This is a genomic window from Duncaniella muris, from assembly GCF_003024805.1.
Lineage (GTDB): Bacteria > Bacteroidota > Bacteroidia > Bacteroidales > Muribaculaceae > Duncaniella > Duncaniella muris.
Genome location: NZ_PUEC01000009.1, coordinates 82,646 through 99,678, shown reverse-complemented (window position 1 = coordinate 99,678; position 17,033 = coordinate 82,646). Strand labels below are relative to the sequence as shown.

Here is a 17,033-nt window from a genome sequence, read left to right as displayed (position 1 = left end):
GGGATGCCCGAGCGGCGGGGGCGGCCTAAACCGCCCCCAAGAGCGGACTGCGGCAAGACCATTCTCAAATAATCTAAGGTGGATGTAATTTTTGCCTCATTTTATTTGGTTTTTAATATAGTTCGTTTGATACCGCTTTGGCATTACTCAATGCTGTAAATTCAGAGATTCAGACAAAGCAGAATAATCTTAACACCGAAACTGGGATTGCTTCTGAAATAAAAAGCCTTAAAGCTCTTAGGGCAGAGGTTGAAATTGGGAGTAAAACCTGGAAAGATTATGATAAGCAAATAACAACTCTGGAAAAGAAACTTTCTACAGCCACTGGTAAAGGGAGTAAAGGATCTGGCGGTCGATCTGCTAATGAGGCAGCCAAGAACGCTGAAACACTCCTCCAGAAACAACTGGAGGCTGCAAAACGCCTGGAGGAGGCAAGGATCTCTATCATGGAGGAGGGATATGAGAAAAGGAAAGCTGCTCTGGATCTCCAGCACAAAGATCAGCTCCAGCGTATTGACAAGGAGGAGAAAGAACTGGTAGCTGCCAGAAAGAAAGCTGGGAAAGGTGGTTTATCCCAGGATGAGAAAGATGGCTTTACTGAAATGCGAAACTTGGAAAACCAGAGCTATCAAAAGGATCAGCAAGCCCTCCTAATTGCAGAGATCGCTGAAAAGAAAAAACAATACCAACTCTACTGGAGATGGGTTGAAAATATGGGCAAGGATGTGGCGGATAAACAATTTGCCACACTGCTTACCAGTGGTGCATCTTATAAGGAGTATCTAGATAAACAGATCAAGGCACTCAAAGATAAACAAGCCTCTGGGCAAACTCTAACTGATGGTGAGCAACAGCAACTCTTTACCCTGGATCTCCAAGTTAAAGAGATCTCTGGAGCAAAATCAGCTATGGATCTATTTAAGGATAGTGTAACCAGGACTATCAACCAGGCACAAACCCTGGCTGAAAAACTGGAAGCTATTGCCAATGCAAAAGAACGACTGGCAAACGGATCCTCTGGCTTGGTATCGGAGGATGATATTGCTGCTGCCAATCTTTTCCTCTCCCAAGAGGATGAGAAAAACCAGCAAGAGATTGAGGATCGTGTGCTCACTCAATTCCGAACCTTTGAGGAACAGAAAGCCTCTATCCAAAATGAGTATGCTTTATTGAGGGCGGAGGCTCAACGCCTCAATGATGAGGAACGGATTAAACAGATCAACCTCGCAGAGAGTGAGGCTTTATCAGCTCTCAATTCGGCTTTCCTTATGCAGAGTGAGAGTTGGAAAAATCTGTTTACGGATCTGGATGCTCTTACCGTGGATCAGATTGATAAGTTGGTAAGGGAGATCCAGGATAAGCTCAATACTGCTGATCTGAAACTCAATCCAGCCGATCTGAAAGCCGTTTTGGATAAGCTGGAAGAGGCAAAGAGCAAGATCCTGGATGTAAACCCTTTTAAGGCTTTGGGCAACTCCCTCACAGATGTATTCAAGAAACAGAAAGATGGATCCAAAAAGACCTCAAAGCAGATCAAAACCGACTGGAAAAACCTCTCAAAAGCAACAGAAGCGTGTTTCGACTTTATCAAAGATGCGATAGCTAATTGTAGTGTGCTGGATGATCTCCTGGGTGATTCTGGCAAGGCTACAATGGATATGGTCATGGGTGTTACCCAGGCTGGTATTGCTATGTCTGCTGCTATCAAATCAGCAGAGAAAGGATCCATTATCCTTACGGCTATCTCAATCGCACTCCAGGCTATCAGTTGGATTGCTGGGCTATTCAACAATGATGATAAGCTGGAGAAAAGGATCCAGAATATCCAGAGAAACATTGATGCCCTTTCCAACTCCTTTGATCGCCTACAACACGCAGCGGATCAGACCTACTGGGTGTTTTCAGCAGAGGAGAAAGATGCTCACGAAAAGAGGCTCAATGCTATCCGTGATCAGATTGCAGCCCTGGAGCAGCAAGCCGTTGTTGCAAGGCAGAGCTGGAATTTCGTTGAGTATGCCAGACTGACTAAACAGATCAAGGAGTTGAAATATGCCCTGGAGAAAGAGAATGCCAAAGGAGATATGTTCCAGCTCTATGAACTCCAGAAACAGAACCTCAAAGAGCAACAAGTGCTCATTCAGCAGCAGATCCAGGCGGAAAAGAATAAAAAGAAAACCGACAAGGATAAGATTGCTGAATGGGAGGAGGCTATCAAGGATATTGATACCCAGTTGGAGGATATGGAAAGGAGCATGATGGAAACTCTGGCTGGCACCGACACAAAATCTGCCATAGATGAGTTTGCTGATGCCCTGGTTGAGGCTTACTGCCAGGGAGAGGATGCAGCAGAGGCTCTGGGGCAAAAGACTAAGGAGGTGCTTAAAAATGCCGTTGTGGAGGCTCTGAAAAGGCAATTCCTGGCAAAAGCCATAGATGAGGCTATACAATTCCTGGGTGGAGCTATGGAGGATGGCACTCTGGATCCCTGGGAAAAGTCAAAGTTTGAGGCTATGGTGAATGCTGCTGGCGATACATTCAACGCAGCCCTGGAGGGCATTGGCGATTGGATCAAGGATATGGATGCTGTAGCCGAAAAAGAGGATGATCCTCTCACTGGAGCGATCAAGGGCATGAGTGAACAAGCAGCAGATGTGCTGGCTGGTAGAGCAAATGCCATAGTGATCAACCAGAGCGAGATGATAATGATCGGTCGCTCCGCTCTGGAGTATCAATCCCAGATCGCTGCCAACACCAGGGCAACGGCTGAAAAGCTGGATGAGATCCACACCACATTAAAGCAATTAGAGAACAATAACCCTCTGCTTTCGCAGGGCATATCATAAAGCTATGAATCTGATAAACCAACTCAAAGAGGATGGCACAGCCAAAGGGCTATGCCGAATGTGGAGGATGAAACTCCAGCCAGATCTCTCCGTGGAGGAACTGGCAAAACTCTACATTGATGGGATTGATTTCTGTATCTCCGAGGACTATCCCACACTGGATTTTTTGCGAGATCATTTCAAGGGATCATGTGAGCCTTATGGTGTGTTCGTGGATGATGAGGTGTCGGAACACAACACCCCAGATGTGGTGCTCAATGGTTACTGCAAAGCGATCCTGGAGTATGATGGCTACACCGTTTCCAGGATCTATGCAAGACACAATACCCAGGGAGCCGTGAATGTGTCCGATAATGCCATTGTAACAGTGGATGCCTTTGATAATTCTAACCTGGTAATTGCCGTGGCTGGTAGTGATGCCCAGGTAATAGTGAATATATATGGGAATGCCAGAGTTGAGGTTATCGGCTCTGGGATCGAGATTAAAAAACATAATAAAACCACCTATTGATATGATAGATAAATCTCTCATTCTGCATTTGCCTTTCCATGATCCAGACGGATCAAAGGCATACGACTATTCCCAGAGCAGAGCCGATGCTGATCTCTCTGGAGATGCCAAACTCATTAAGGATGCCGATGCTGGCAAGGCTCTCTCCATAAAAGGAGTGGGAGAGGCGATCACGGCTAAGGCAATCCCTTTCAACACAGATTTCACCCTCACAATCAATATCAAAACTCCTCACAATAGGATCGGCTGGGTGTTAAATTCACCTGGTGTAGAAAAGTTTATTGAGCGGTGGATCTCCGTGGCTCCCAATCGCAGAGAGTTTCTGGCTTTCGTTAAGTCTGGCAATAGTTTCACTGTGTATCGCAACAAGGAGGTTGTGTTTGTCGGAACGATCTCTGGCACACCCAACGGCTTTGCATTGTGCGATGATGATCTCATTGAAACTAATGTGATCATAGATGATGTGCAACTCTATAACCGTGCCCTCAAAGAGAAAGAGGTGCTGATGATCCAGGGCGCAAATGATGATGTTGAGTATTTTCTTGACGGATTCAATTTCAAGGAGTATGGCGTGGAGGTGTCAGCATCTAAGGGGCTGGTGGATCGCCTGGCTCGTAAAGAAACCCTCACAGCCGAATGGGATAACTACCACGGCATAGTAAGGGATAAGAAACGCCCCAGATTCAAAGAGCGTACAATCGTGCTGGATTGCTTTATCTATGCCTCCAGCAGAACCGCCTTTGTGGAGTGGGTACAGCGTTTCTTCTCGCTGTTTGATGCTCCAGGAAACCACCGTTTCAAGTGTGTGCCACACCTCAAAACTAAACCCCTGGTTTATGAGGTGGAGTTGCATGATGGTGTAAGCGTGGAGAAAACCTGGGGGCATTACAATGATGAACTGATGGTGGGCACGTTCCAGATCACGCTGGTTGAGGATGAGCCAGTGAAACGTGTGTTGAGGCACATTGGAACAACTGCAAACACAGTAGCCTCAATCACGGTAACATCTACCAAGTATCTCAACATCTACTGGGGTGATGGATCCCACACCTACAATGTGGCTGGCAACCAGAAAACGGTTGAGCACACCTATGAGGAGCCAGGGGAGTATGATATTATTATCTCTGGCGTGATTGAGGATATTGAGGAATTTTCGACTAACGCTATTGTAGTATGGGAGATTTTGAAATAATCAAGCGAACTGGAGAAAGGATCCCTCTTTTCTCCAGGGAGCCTTTTTGTACGGTTAAGAGTGCCACATTAACATCCGCTCTTATGGGCGATGATAATGTGCAACTCTCAATCGTGTCCTCCAAGTGTATCACCTTTGGAAAGGGTGATAAGATCGTGATCGGTGGAAATGAATACACCATTCGCACCACTGTAAACCGAGATGAGATCTCAGAGGATTACTATAAGCATGATGCTGTTTTCTATGGCGTTATGTATGAGCTTATGAAAACCCAGTATCGTGATTGTGATGCCAATGGCAAATCAACACGATCAACCTTTGATCTCACATACTCTATCAAGGATTTTGTTAAGGTGATTATCTATAATCTTAACAGAGATTATCCTGGCTTATGGAAATTCGATGAGGATAATTGCCCAGATACGGATCCGATTACCATTCAGTTTTCAAAACAGAACTGCCTCCAGGTGCTCCAGTCGCTCTGTGGCGATAGCAATTTCAAGCTGGAGTTTAAGATCTCCCAGGCGGAGGGTGTCCGAACTATCCATATAGGAAAGTTTGGGGCTAAGATCGTGCCTCCTGGTGGAAACGCTTTCTTTGAGTGGGGTAAGGGTAACGGTCTATACAACCTCAAAGAGGAAAAGGTTGATGATAAATCAATCAAAACAAGGCTCTGGGTAGAAGGTGGCACTACCAATATCCGTGCTGATTATCGCAACTACTCTGAAAGATTACAACTCCCTTTCCCCAGGCGTTTGAACAAAAACAAACATACCCTGGCGGATGGTACCGTTATTGAGCCAGAGAGTGAAATGATCGGCATTCACAATGATAACGATCGTTTCATAGAGGATGGAGATCTCCGTGATGCCCTGGGGAGTGATGAAGATACAGCCCAGTATGATAACATCTATCCCAGGCGAACTGGAGAGATCACAGCTCTGGTGGAGGGCGATATAAATTCATTCGTAGATGATACGATGGATTTTGACCTTACGGAGAAAGATGCCAATGGCACCAAGTGGCTGATCAATGATGTGGCTGCAAAGATCAATTTCATCTCTGGATTGCTGGCTGGGCAACAGTTTGAGCTTTCAGCTTACGATCACTCCAGCAAAACATTCACGCTCAAACCCTACACAGACAACCGAGGGCTAACGATCCCCACCGTTGATACAGAGGCTTACCGCTTTCGTGCTGGCGATAAGTACACGATCACAGAGATCAATCTGCCTAAATCCTATGAAGATGATGCAGAGGAGGATCTATGGTATGCTGGCAAGGAGGATTTTGATAATATGAAACAAGCCAGGGCGCAATATAAGCTAACCCTGGATAGGCAGTATCTCATCGATAACACTCCAGATGATGCAGATACCTCCGTTTTCAATGTGGGTGATTATGTGCCTATTAAGGATGAGCGTTTTGGTATTGAAAAGAGCATAAGGATCCAGAAAGTAGTTAGAAACCTACTCCTGGAGCAAGATTACTCCCTAACGCTCTCCGATACAACAGCCATATCCATTATCGCCCAGACGGTGGTAGATGTGGCGAACCATGAGCAAGTTATTGTAAACAACCGCCTCCGAGATCTCAACAAAGCCAGGAGGGGATGGCGTACAACCGAGGATCTAAGAAACATGGTATATGATACCGATGGTTTCTTTGATGTGGATAACATACGCCCCAACTCCATTGATACCAATATGCTCACTGTAGGATCCAAGAGCCAGCAGTTTGTGCTTACAGATGTGATCCTCCAGGCTAATGTGGGCGGTCTGCCTAACCGCTTTGATGCCTCCGCTGGTCTGCTTTCGCACCTTACGATCAATGATGATGAGATCATGCACTGGAATATGGGAGCCAGTGAGTTTACTCTGGGTAGCCCTGGCGGATATTATCTGTTTGCCAAGTGCTCAAAGAAAAGCTCCGAGGGTGTCTGGTATCTAACACAGAAACAGCTCCGCTTTGAGCCAGAGGATGATCCCAACAACTACTATTTCCAGGTAGGTATTCTATCTCCGCTCCGAGAAGGAGATAATTTCCGTGATTTCGTAACCACATACGGCTTTACCAGAATCAACGGCAATACCATTACCACTGGTAGGATCGTTACCAGTGATGGAGAGTGCTATCTGGATCTGGATGGCAACCGCTTTAGGATCGGTGATGCAGCCAGCAGTATTGACTGGAATGTGACTGCAAGAAACAGAATCACACTCCGAAATGTGAGTGTTGTATCTGGCAGTGGCGATACCTCCGAGCTGGGCGTTTTCCGTGGCACCTACAACCCCGACTATATCTACTACAAAGGTGATGAGGTGCTTTACACTGTGAACGGAGAAACTTGTACCTATCGCTATATCAATAACGAACCCTCCAGGGGTAACGCTCCCACAAATTCCGCTTTCTGGAGTGTTGTGGCTAAGGGTGCTCCAGGAGAGCAAGGAAACTCTATCTACTACACCTACCATGACAGCCAGACAAAGCCAAAGAAACCAACTGGAAATGGCATATCTGACGGATGGCACACAACATCCACCGATGCTGTTATCTGGATGTCGATCAAGTCTGCCAAGAACATTGAATCTGGCACCTGGGGAGAGCCTATTCGAGTGAGAGGTGCTGATGGTACCAGTATTACGATCAAGGGATCAACTGACAGCGTTTCCAAACTGCCTATGACAGGGAACACCCAGGGAGATGCCTATATCATAGGCGATAATCTCTATATCTGGGATGGTATCAACTGGCAGAATGTCGGACAGATCAAGGGTGAAGATGGCAAGAGTAGCTATCTCCATTTGAAATACTCCGATGATGGGGGTAAAACATTCACGGCTGGCAATGGTGAAACACCTGGGCGGTGGATGGGTACACTGGTGGATCAGAACCCCACCGATAACGACAACCCAACGGATTACAAGTGGAGCGACACAAAGGGAGAGCGTGGTACACCTGGTGAACCTGGAGAGGACGGGCGCACAACCTATCTGCATATCAAGTATTCAAACGATAGCGGATTGTCGTTCACTGCAAACAACGGAGAGGATCCTGGCAGTTATATCGGACAATACACCGACTTTGAGGAGTTTGATAGTAGCAATCCCCAGGATTACACCTGGAGCCTCATAAGGGGCGGTGCTGGTATCGGTGGAGCTGATGCTGCTGCTGGAGAATACTATGAGTATCGCTATGCAAAGAACGGATCAACCCTGGAGCCTCCTACTCTGGATCCCACCGAGCTAAACCCTACTGGCTGGAGTAAAACCATGCCCTCTGTTGAGGCTATGGAATATGTCTGGTGTACTATGGCTAAAAAATCTGGTCTGGTGGATCGGACAAAGTTTCATATTCCAGTGAATGAGGGTGATGCTTTCGGATTGTGTGCTGATACCTCTGGCAATGGCTATAATGCCAGGCTGAATGGTGATGCTGATGTTATCAAAGATGGATCCAGGTATGCAATGGATCTTTCAGAGGGAGCTGATGCAAGGATCCCCTATGATCTGCCTTTCGGTCAAACATTCACTCTATGTTTCTGGATCAAGACAGATCGCAAGGAATTAACCTGGTTGCTCAATGGTTTCAATGGGCGAGATTATACCGAGAATCAGATCCCTATGGAGCCTAACACCTGGATCCACCTGGCATTCCGTTTCAATGACAGATCTGTTACCATCTATAAGAATGGCGTTTTCCTCCATGCTGGCAGTGTGAATGAGCAAGTTGTGGGATGGTGTATCTATGATGATAATATGTTTGGGTCCAAGCTCTATTTTGATGAGATCCGTTTGCTCATGGGTGCTCTCCCAGTGTCGGATATTGTTGCTGTGATGAATGGCAACGTGGATAAGCTCATACAGAATTGGAGTGTGCCGATCCGAGTAAACCCCTACGATGGCAAGGATGGCAAACCAGGAAACAGTGTTGTGAGTGCTGATGTTGAGTATGCCCAGAGCCAATCAAATAGCGTGGCTCCCACTACTGGCTGGCAGACTGACGCACCAGCCTGGAAAGATGGGTGGTATATCTGGAGCAGAACTAAGATTATGTATTCGGATGATACATCCACCTACACCAAAGCTGCTTGTATCACTGGAGGAACTGGTGGCACTGGTATAGGCGTTAAATCAATCGTTGAGGAATACTACCTATCCACCTCTGCAACCTCTCTGCTTAATGGATCCTGGAGCACGGTACGCCCCACCTGGCAGAGTGGCAGATACATCTGGACACGATCGGTTATCACCTATACCAACGGCACATCCACCACAACGGCTGCAATCTGTGTTTCTGGCGATAAGGGTGATAAGGGAGATAAAGGCGATAAGGGAGATAAAGGATCAAAGGGAGATAGCCCAGTGCTTGTTTTCCGTGGAGCCTACAGCAGCAATAAAACCTACTATGGCAATTCACAACGCCTGGATGCTGTAAAGTATAACAATATATACTACATAGCCAGGGTTGATGCTGGAGAGTTTTCTAATGTCGCTCCCACAAGCACCTCCAAATGGAATACGTTTGGGGCACAGTTTGAAACGATCGCCACAAACCTACTCTTGGCAGAGGGCGCAAATATCGGTGATTGGTTTATGTCTGGAGGTAAGATTGTATCAACCCTCTCTGGCTCAAATAAGATCACCCTGGATGCGTCAATGGCTCAAATCCTCATAGAGAGTGCCAATGATGGCGGTGGCTATTCAATGAATAACTTTGGCACGATCATAAAGCTGAATGCAAATGAGGGCTTGCTGGAGGTGAAAGCCAAAAACGCTCCCTCATATTCAACTGGTGTGGCATACCTAACCCCCAATGGCATCTTTGCAAACCTGGCTGGAACCAATGCTATGCCAGCATCCACTGGATATACGCACCGAGGGGCTATTGTCGGTCTGGGCTTTGCCAACGTAGCCAAAAACACTTGGGCGGTCAATTCTGATGATACCATTATCGCTGGTGTCTATGGTAGAGCCTCCAACTCTGGGACTGCACCAGCATACGGAGGATTCTTTTATGATCTCTATGCTGGAGGTCTGACACTGGGCAGAAAGGCTATCTCTGGAACAAAGCAGACTGTGTATCTCAATGCCTCTGATACAATGATCATAGGCTATACCTCTGATACCTCTATTGTCTATCTGCCAGCCAGCCCTAAAGAGGGGCAAGTGGTATTCGTTAAACAGTGGTGTAAAGGCACTATGAGGGTACGCCCCAGGACTGGGCATCATATCTATGATGATGATTCTGAAAATGAGTATTACGATTTTGGCTGTGGTCAAGGAGGAATGTTTGTTTTCACGATCGGCTATATCACCTCTGGAAACACCACAACCAAAACAGAAACGTGGCTGGTAAGTCGCTGGAAATTCTAACAATATGATTGAATACGGATTTATTGAGAATGGCTATCTAAGAGTGAAAGCCCTGGAGCCTATCACATTCCAGAATAAGAACCCCGAAACTGGGGAGCTGGAAACAAAGGTTATCACCGTGGAGGATCAGATCAAGGATCTGCCTCCAGGGTGGAAACCCCTGGATCGGATTGATGATGAAAAGATCCGCCAGGCGGAGGATGGTTACATGGTAAGTGCCATTCCTTATGATGCTGGAGATCGGATTTCATATCATTATGAGGTTATGCCCGATTTCCAGGCTATGAGAGTAAAGATTGCGGATCTGAAAGCCCAGCTCACAGATTCCGATTACAAGGTGATCAAGTGCCATGAGGCTCTGTTGATCGGTGCTCCTATGCCCTATGATGTGGTGGAATTGCACACCTCCAGACAAGAGATAAGAGATAAGATCAACGCCCTGGAAACGATCCAGGAAAACATGATGAATATATGAGCTGGATAACTGAAAGCAATCGTATGAAACATTTTGGGTATGCGATTCCGTGTGCCCTGGTGTTCACAATTCTCTTTGTCGCTGGGCTGGCAGCTGGCATGGAGTTTAAGGATCGTGCTCATGGTGGAGCCTGGGATTGGCTGGATCTCCTGGCAACGCTGTTGGGCGGTCTGGTGGGTCAGATTATCCAGGCATTTATACTGTTTCTTATATGGAAAGGAGGTGCTGTATAATAAACTATTTCACATAGGCAAGTTTTTGCCATAATATGTGTTCAAGAAACACATATTTTTGTTATCTTTGCAGTCGGAATTAACCAAGTAAATAAATGGATAAAACAATGTATAGCCTACGGATCCTCTCAAAGGGGCAAATTACCGACCTCTCAAAGGGTTTCAACTTGGGAGGAGTTCCGTTTTCCGTGTTTGTCCGACCCAAAAAGGCAATCATGGAAACCAACATTCTGCTGGATTGTAAACTCATTTGCGATCAGCAGAGTGGAGCGTTCCCAGTGCCGTTAGGGGATTGAACTCCTGGAGCGATAGCAAGTATCTCCCCAAATGCTATTTCTCTGGATGATTATGAGATCTATTGGGGAGCTGGAGAAACAACCAAATAAACCGATACAAATATGAGTTTAATACTCGGATCTGGAAACACCAAACCCCAATACCCCTATGATATGTGGTATGGCGTGGAGGGCGATTTTACCAGTAAAGATAGCAACCTCAAAAGGGTTGGCAACATGGATATGCATAGGACTTTGCCGATCCAGTCAAAGTTAAAGCGATTCGTTGAAAATGCGGATGGCTCTGTGAAATACTATCTCCATCAGAACGATTCCCGAAGGAAAGATTCTGGTGCAAACGCTATCATTGATAGCACCGATGGAAACGTGATGCTGGAAATCCCCAGCTACTATGTTAAGGTTGAGATCCAGGGCACCAAGTGGATCTATGCCATTTCTGAATATCCGCTGCCAGGTTTCGTAAAGATGGAGCGCAAAGCAATCTCCCCCTGGTATGGTACTGTGGATCTTGACACCAACACCGCTATCTCTGGATGTTTCCTCCTCTGGAATGGTGATGAGATCGCCAGGGATGAAAACGGTTTTGTGAAACTATCCCCAAACGCTGCTCGTTACCGTGGCGGATCTGGCAATGGTGATTCTGGTAGGGATGGCACTGCCAGCTCAATGCTGGGCATGGCTCGTACATCTATCAACAAAGCAAATGTACACCCCCTCTGTAAGAATGGCACTCATATCGGAGCATATCGCCCTTACAACCAGATCGCATGGCTACAGAGAATAGAATATGCCTCGCTACACAGCCAGGCTACATTCAATGCCACTCTCACTGCTGATGGTTTCCACCAGGGCGGTTTGGGATCTGGTTGTGCTGTGAATGGAACGGAGTGGAATACCTGGGGCGGTTACAAGCCGTTTGTGCCTAACGGCGTCACTGCAATTCTCGGTAACAACACAGGCAAGGTTTCATACACTATCAAGGGCTGGACTGGTGGCGATAAGGTTGTGCAAGTTACATCCTATCGTGGTCTGGAGGCTCCTTTTGAATATCTCTGGCTCCTGGCTGATGATATTCTGGTGTGGAATAAGGAGGATACCATTGTGGCTTACCTCTGTGAGGATCCCACAAAGTTCACCTCCCACTCCGATTCAGCAGCAACCGCTCCCGATGGCTATAGCCCGATCGCAAACCTCCCGATGAGATCTGGCTATATCAACACCAACTCATTCTCCTCAAAGGGTTACTCATTCCCAGATGATACCACTGGAGCTGGTTTAACTACTGGTTTCTGTGATTATTTCTGGACTACCTATAATAATGCAACCCTAGGCAGAGGCTGGTTTGGTGTCCTCCTCGCTGCTGGTGCGAATACTGGTGCGAATGCGGGTTTCGGTTATCTGAGTACGAATAATCGCTCCTCGCTTGCGAATGCGCACTTTGGGTTCCGCTTGTGCCGTTTTTGACGGACTGCAAAACTCGGAGCACGGAGCAACGAAAATAGTTCTTTGAAAAATCTATAAAAAGGTTGTGGCGGTTAGGGGTGCCCTGCTCGCTGCTGGTGCGAATAATGGTGCGAATGCGGGTTTCGGTTATCTGAATACGAATAATCGCTCCTCGAATGCGAATGCGAACATTGGGTTCCGCTTTTACCGTGGTTTCAATTTTATAAAGATACTGTTAACCGCCACAACCCTACCTCACAGAGGCTATCAGCATTGCTGGTAGTTGGTAAAATAATATAAGTTAGATCAGTGCAAGTAAGAAATTGAAAGCTCTGTTTTAGACCAACGGCACATGGCAATAGCAACTACCTATTACGCCTCATACAACGATTTTGAGGATTGTGGGATCTATATCGGGGATACTGGAAAGATCTTTGATTGCCCCTCAAAGAAACTCAAAAATGTGTATCACCTTATCTACTCCAGCGCAAATCTGGTGCATTCTCAATACACCGCCCAGAAAGGCAAAGGTGATAGATCGGAGATCAATAATTTCAATGAGAGCATTGTGGAAAATCTGCAATCTCTCTATGAAATGCTGGCTGATGAAACGTACATACCTGGGAAGTATAAGATCCGAAAGATCTATGATCCCAAAGAGAGGGAGCTTATGATTGCTCCATTCTTTCCAGACAGAATAATACACCACTGCATTATAAACGTGCTGGGACGTTTCTGGCAATCTCAATTCATTGGTAACACCTATGCTTGTATCAAAGGGCGTGGCGTTCACAAGTGTTTGGAGGATATGCACGAAGCTCTGATTCTGGATAGATCTGGCACTCGGTATTGCTTGAAAATTGACATACGCAAATTCTATGACAACATAGATCATGCTGCTCTAAAAGCTATAATCAGATTGAGGATTGCAGATGAACAGCTATTGCGACTGTTGGATAAGATCATTGATAGTAACGGTAAAGAAAAAGGTCTGCCTATCGGCAATTTCACCAGTCAATATCTGGCTAACCTATACCTGGCATATTTCGATCACTGGGTTAAGGAAACGCTGGTTAAAATTGTTGAGAAAAAGTTTGGATGCAAATACTACTTTTTCAGATACATGGATGATATGGTGTTTCTCTGCTCTGATAAGGATGCACTCCATTATGTGCTTGACATGATAGGGCTATATTTGGGTGCTGAATTGAAAGTAGAGATCAAAGCCAACTGGCAGATATTCCCAGTCGATGATCGGAGTATTGACTATGTGGGTTTCAAAACCAACCATTATGGAATACTGCTCCGCAAAGGTATTCTCAAAAGGTTCTACACAAAGTTCCACAAGGTGAGCCGTCAATATGAGATCAAAGATGAAACAGCGTTCAAACACCTCTTTCCATCTGAATATGGCTGGATAATCAGATGCTCGGAGGAACATAGTAAATTCATTTTTAACAACTGCATAAAAAATGGCAAACGATGTATTGACTACCAAGCTGCTGGCTAAGGAAAAGCCAGCGGTAATCGAAGATCTCAACAACGGTCAGCAAACCTTTCTCTACAACCACAATATCCAGGAGGTTCTGGTGGTGGAAAGCGAGATGGGGGGCGTGGAGATCACAACTGACAAAGAAAAGGCTACTGGCACTATGTATCAGTATGATTCCGTGCGTGTGGAATACCCCAGGACTGCCGATCACATTTTCGGCACACTGCTCCAGGCAAAATACCCCTCGGATCGTGAAAGCAAGCTGGTGAACGAATACCAGAGTGCAGAGCTGGGGATCCTGGCTCCCGATGCAAAGGTAGGATATGAAAATTTCCTCCGTGATCGTGTGGCTATCCGCAACATGGTTGATGCCGATTGTTCCACCCTTAATATCCCGATGGAGTTATGATGGAGGATGTAGAGGATTTCATGGAGGAGGATAATATCTCCTCCAGCGATCTCTTTGATTGCGAATACACCTCAATAGATGCCGTGATCAACCAGGTTACGGTGTTCACTGGGTGTATTGAGCGACAAACAGAGAATGGCACTCGTTTACTGGTGGCATACGGAGAGGGGATCAACCGATCTGCTTTCTATACCGACAGTAAGAAACTCCGTGATGCTTTCCTGGTTCCCAACCGCAAATATCCGATGAGAGCGGTTATCAAGGTTGTGAGCTATGGAAATATGTATGGATTCCGTCTTTTCTCTCCGAAAACAACAATCACAGAGGAGGATGAGGCGAATTTCGGATTCTACAAACGCACCAAAAACCGCAAATCACGATGACAGAGGATGTAACCACTATCGCCAGAGGTATCAGCGAGTTTGGAATGATGGCTATAACGGCTGCATTCTTTCTGATCTTATCGGCTGGGCTAATGGTTGCGTGTTTCAAATGGTTCAAAGCCACGATCAACGGAATGATCTCCGACAACAAAACTATAATGACAAACCTCCTGGATGAAACCAGGAAACAGAATGAGCAACTAACCGACATATCGGAGGGGTTGCGACCAGAAACACAGTTGCGGATCAAAAACACCTCTGGGGTGTACTTTGATTACGCTGTGGAAAAGGTCTGTAGGATCATTAAGAAAGTTAGGGAGGAAAACCACATAGTCGATCGTGATGCCACACGCAATAAGATCCACACTCTGATCCTTAACCTACATGAGGATCGTAACAGCCGTTTCGACTACTACACCTACAGAGGCAAACGCTTAACCAGCTACACCTCTCCAGAGTGGGTAACGTGGGTTGCAGAGGTTGTAGAGCTGGAGGTCTATGCCGAAAACATTAACAACAGCAGAGCATATACCAATGTGGCTGCTGTATATGAGAGAATAAAACTGGATTTTTACCATAAAATGAATCAGTGATGAAAATTTTAATTGACAATGGGCACGGAAACAACACCCCAGGCAAGTGCTCCCCCGATCAGTCGCTCCGTGAGTATGCCTATGCTCGTGAGATAGCTGGTAGGGTTGTGGATGCCCTCAAAGCAAAGGGGTATGATGCTGAAAAGCTGGTGCCCGAACTTACAGATGTGAGCCTGGCTGAACGTGCCAGGAGAGTAAATGAATGGTGTGGCAAGCTGGGAGCAAACAATGTTATCGTGGTTTCGATACACTGCAACGCTGCTGGCAATGGCTCCTGGATGGCTGCTGGCGGATGGTGTGCCTACACCAGCCCTGGGCAGACAAAAGCGGATCTGCTGGCAACTGCTCTCTATGATGCTGCGGAGGTTGCTCTAACAGATTATAAGGAGATTTTCCCAGTGCTCAAAACCAAAGGTGCGTATGGTGCCAACCAAAAGCCGATCAGAACGGATTACTCTGATGGAGATCCCGACTTTGAGGCTCGTTTCTACATTCTGATGAAAACCAAGTGCCCAGCGGTTCTTACAGAATCGCTCTTTCAAGACAACAAAGCTGATGTGGCGTTTCTCCTCTCTGATGAGGGCAAGGGGGCGATCACCCAGCTCCATGTTGAGGGCATAATAAACTATCTTAAACCTGGAGCGAAATGAAAGGATGGGTATATACGATAATCGGAGGGCTATGCCTTATAGTCCTATCCTTATGGGGCACGAATCGGAATCTCTCAAAAGAAAACGATCGCCTCCAGGGTAACAATGATGCTCTAATGGAGGAGGTAGTTACATATATGGATATAGCGGATCGCTCCGCTGCCTCCGTTCAAATGCTGGAGCTGAAAAAGTGTGAGCTGGAGAAAAACTACCAGGATATTTGCCAGAGAGCAAAGGATCTGGGGTTGCAAGTCAAACGACTGCAAGCAGCCAGCAAGACCGAAACCCAGACAAAGGTAGAGATCCAGACCATAGTAAGGGATAGCATTGTGTATAAAGATGGCATCCTGGATTCTCTCAAAAGGATAGAGTGGAGGGATCCCTGGGTACAAGTTGAGGGCACGTTACATAAAGACAGCCTGGATCTCAATGTTTCCTCCGTTGATACCTTATACCAGTTTATCCACCGTGTACCTCACAAATTCTGGTTTATCAAATGGGGAACTAAAGCTATCCGCCAGGAGATCTCCTCCAGCAACCCACACACAAAGATCATCTGTACCGAATACATAGAGCTGAAAAAGAAAAAGTAATTCTCATAATAAATGCTTTCTTAGAATAATTGGAGCCGTGTTTGCCGTGAGGTGTCGCACGGCTTTTTCGTTGGTAAGATAGATTTTACATGGTGAATTTTGGTATTTGGATTTTATTTACTAATTTTGCGGAACCGATCTGCTTTTGATCGGTGTTGCATTTAGGGATCCCAGCCTCTCTATAGTGGTTGGGATCTCTCCCAAAAGGGAGGCAAAAATGCAATTATTCTACAATAATTCTACAGAATTTTGAAAACACCTCATATCTGGTTGAAAATCAAGGTTAGGATGGAAGTTTCCTAATTTTCAGATAGGGGTTCGATTCCCCTCCGAGGTACAACAAACCGCCTGCAAATCTCTATAGTCAGGCGGTTTATTTTTTGCCAATATCCTTACCTTCCACATTTGGATCAAACTATACGTATGCGAGTGCCTGTATTCAAAATCCGGTATTTAAAGGAGATTCAAAAAAATTTGCAAAATACGAAAATTCTGTCTATCTTTGCACCCGTCAAAGCCCACGCCACTGCATATCGCAGAGGCCG

13 protein-coding genes are annotated in these 17,033 nt (G+C 46.1%); all 13 read left to right on the top strand.

Annotated elements, in window-relative coordinates; all coding sequences use genetic code 11:
• Positions 1-137 precede the first annotated feature (137 nt).
• The 13 genes from C5O23_RS05475 (at position 138) to C5O23_RS05405 (ending at position 16,488) form a co-directional block, all read left to right on the top strand.
• Positions 138-2,843 carry a coiled-coil domain-containing protein gene (locus C5O23_RS05475; RefSeq protein ID WP_107031941.1) on the top strand — a complete coding sequence of 902 codons (2,706 nt, stop codon included), beginning with the start codon at positions 138-140 and terminating at the stop codon, positions 2,841-2,843.
• A 4-nt stretch (positions 2,844-2,847) separates the two neighbouring features.
• The gene (locus tag C5O23_RS05470) at positions 2,848-3,354 is read left to right on the top strand and encodes a hypothetical protein (protein WP_107031940.1); all 507 of its coding nucleotides are present in this window, start codon (positions 2,848-2,850) and stop codon (positions 3,352-3,354) included.
• Between the two features lies 1 nt (position 3,355).
• Positions 3,356-4,546, top strand: a complete 1,191-nt coding sequence (locus C5O23_RS05465; RefSeq protein ID WP_240597689.1) for a LamG domain-containing protein — start codon at positions 3,356-3,358, stop codon at positions 4,544-4,546.
• Positions 4,528-9,921 carry a LamG domain-containing protein gene (locus C5O23_RS05460; protein WP_107031939.1) on the top strand — a complete coding sequence of 1,798 codons (5,394 nt, stop codon included), beginning with the start codon at positions 4,528-4,530 and terminating at the stop codon, positions 9,919-9,921. The genes C5O23_RS05465 and C5O23_RS05460 overlap by 19 nt, the downstream gene beginning before the upstream one ends.
• A gap of 4 nt (positions 9,922-9,925) precedes the next feature.
• Complete coding sequence (locus C5O23_RS05455; RefSeq protein WP_107031938.1) at positions 9,926-10,396, top strand: hypothetical protein; 471 nt, start codon at positions 9,926-9,928, stop codon at positions 10,394-10,396.
• Positions 10,393-10,629 (top strand): hypothetical protein, encoded by a 237-nt coding sequence (locus C5O23_RS05450; RefSeq protein WP_107031937.1) that lies wholly within the window; start codon positions 10,393-10,395, stop codon positions 10,627-10,629. The genes C5O23_RS05455 and C5O23_RS05450 overlap by 4 nt, the downstream gene beginning before the upstream one ends.
• Before the next feature lie 398 nt (positions 10,630-11,027).
• Positions 11,028-12,389: a hypothetical protein gene (locus C5O23_RS05440; protein ID WP_107031936.1), complete on the top strand. Its 1,362-nt coding sequence runs from the start codon at positions 11,028-11,030 to the stop codon at positions 12,387-12,389.
• Positions 12,390-12,720: 331 nt separating this feature from the next.
• Complete coding sequence (locus C5O23_RS05430; protein WP_107031934.1) at positions 12,721-13,878, top strand: reverse transcriptase/maturase family protein; 1,158 nt, start codon at positions 12,721-12,723, stop codon at positions 13,876-13,878.
• Positions 13,841-14,269: a hypothetical protein gene (locus C5O23_RS05425; protein ID WP_107031933.1), complete on the top strand. Its 429-nt coding sequence runs from the start codon at positions 13,841-13,843 to the stop codon at positions 14,267-14,269. The genes C5O23_RS05430 and C5O23_RS05425 overlap by 38 nt, the downstream gene beginning before the upstream one ends.
• Entirely contained in the window at positions 14,266-14,652 is a 387-nt protein-coding gene (locus C5O23_RS05420) for a hypothetical protein (RefSeq protein WP_240597687.1), read from the top strand. Before C5O23_RS05425 ends, C5O23_RS05420 begins: the two co-directional genes overlap by 4 nt.
• The gene (locus tag C5O23_RS05415; RefSeq protein WP_107031931.1) at positions 14,649-15,245 is read left to right on the top strand and encodes a hypothetical protein; all 597 of its coding nucleotides are present in this window, start codon (positions 14,649-14,651) and stop codon (positions 15,243-15,245) included. The genes C5O23_RS05420 and C5O23_RS05415 overlap by 4 nt, the downstream gene beginning before the upstream one ends.
• Positions 15,245-15,895, top strand: coding sequence for an N-acetylmuramoyl-L-alanine amidase (locus C5O23_RS05410; RefSeq protein ID WP_107031930.1), 651 nt, complete (start codon positions 15,245-15,247; stop codon positions 15,893-15,895). The genes C5O23_RS05415 and C5O23_RS05410 overlap by 1 nt, the downstream gene beginning before the upstream one ends.
• Entirely contained in the window at positions 15,892-16,488 is a 597-nt protein-coding gene (locus tag C5O23_RS05405; RefSeq protein WP_107031929.1) for a DUF6549 family protein, read from the top strand. The genes C5O23_RS05410 and C5O23_RS05405 overlap by 4 nt, the downstream gene beginning before the upstream one ends.
• Positions 16,489-17,033: the final 545 nt, after the last annotated feature.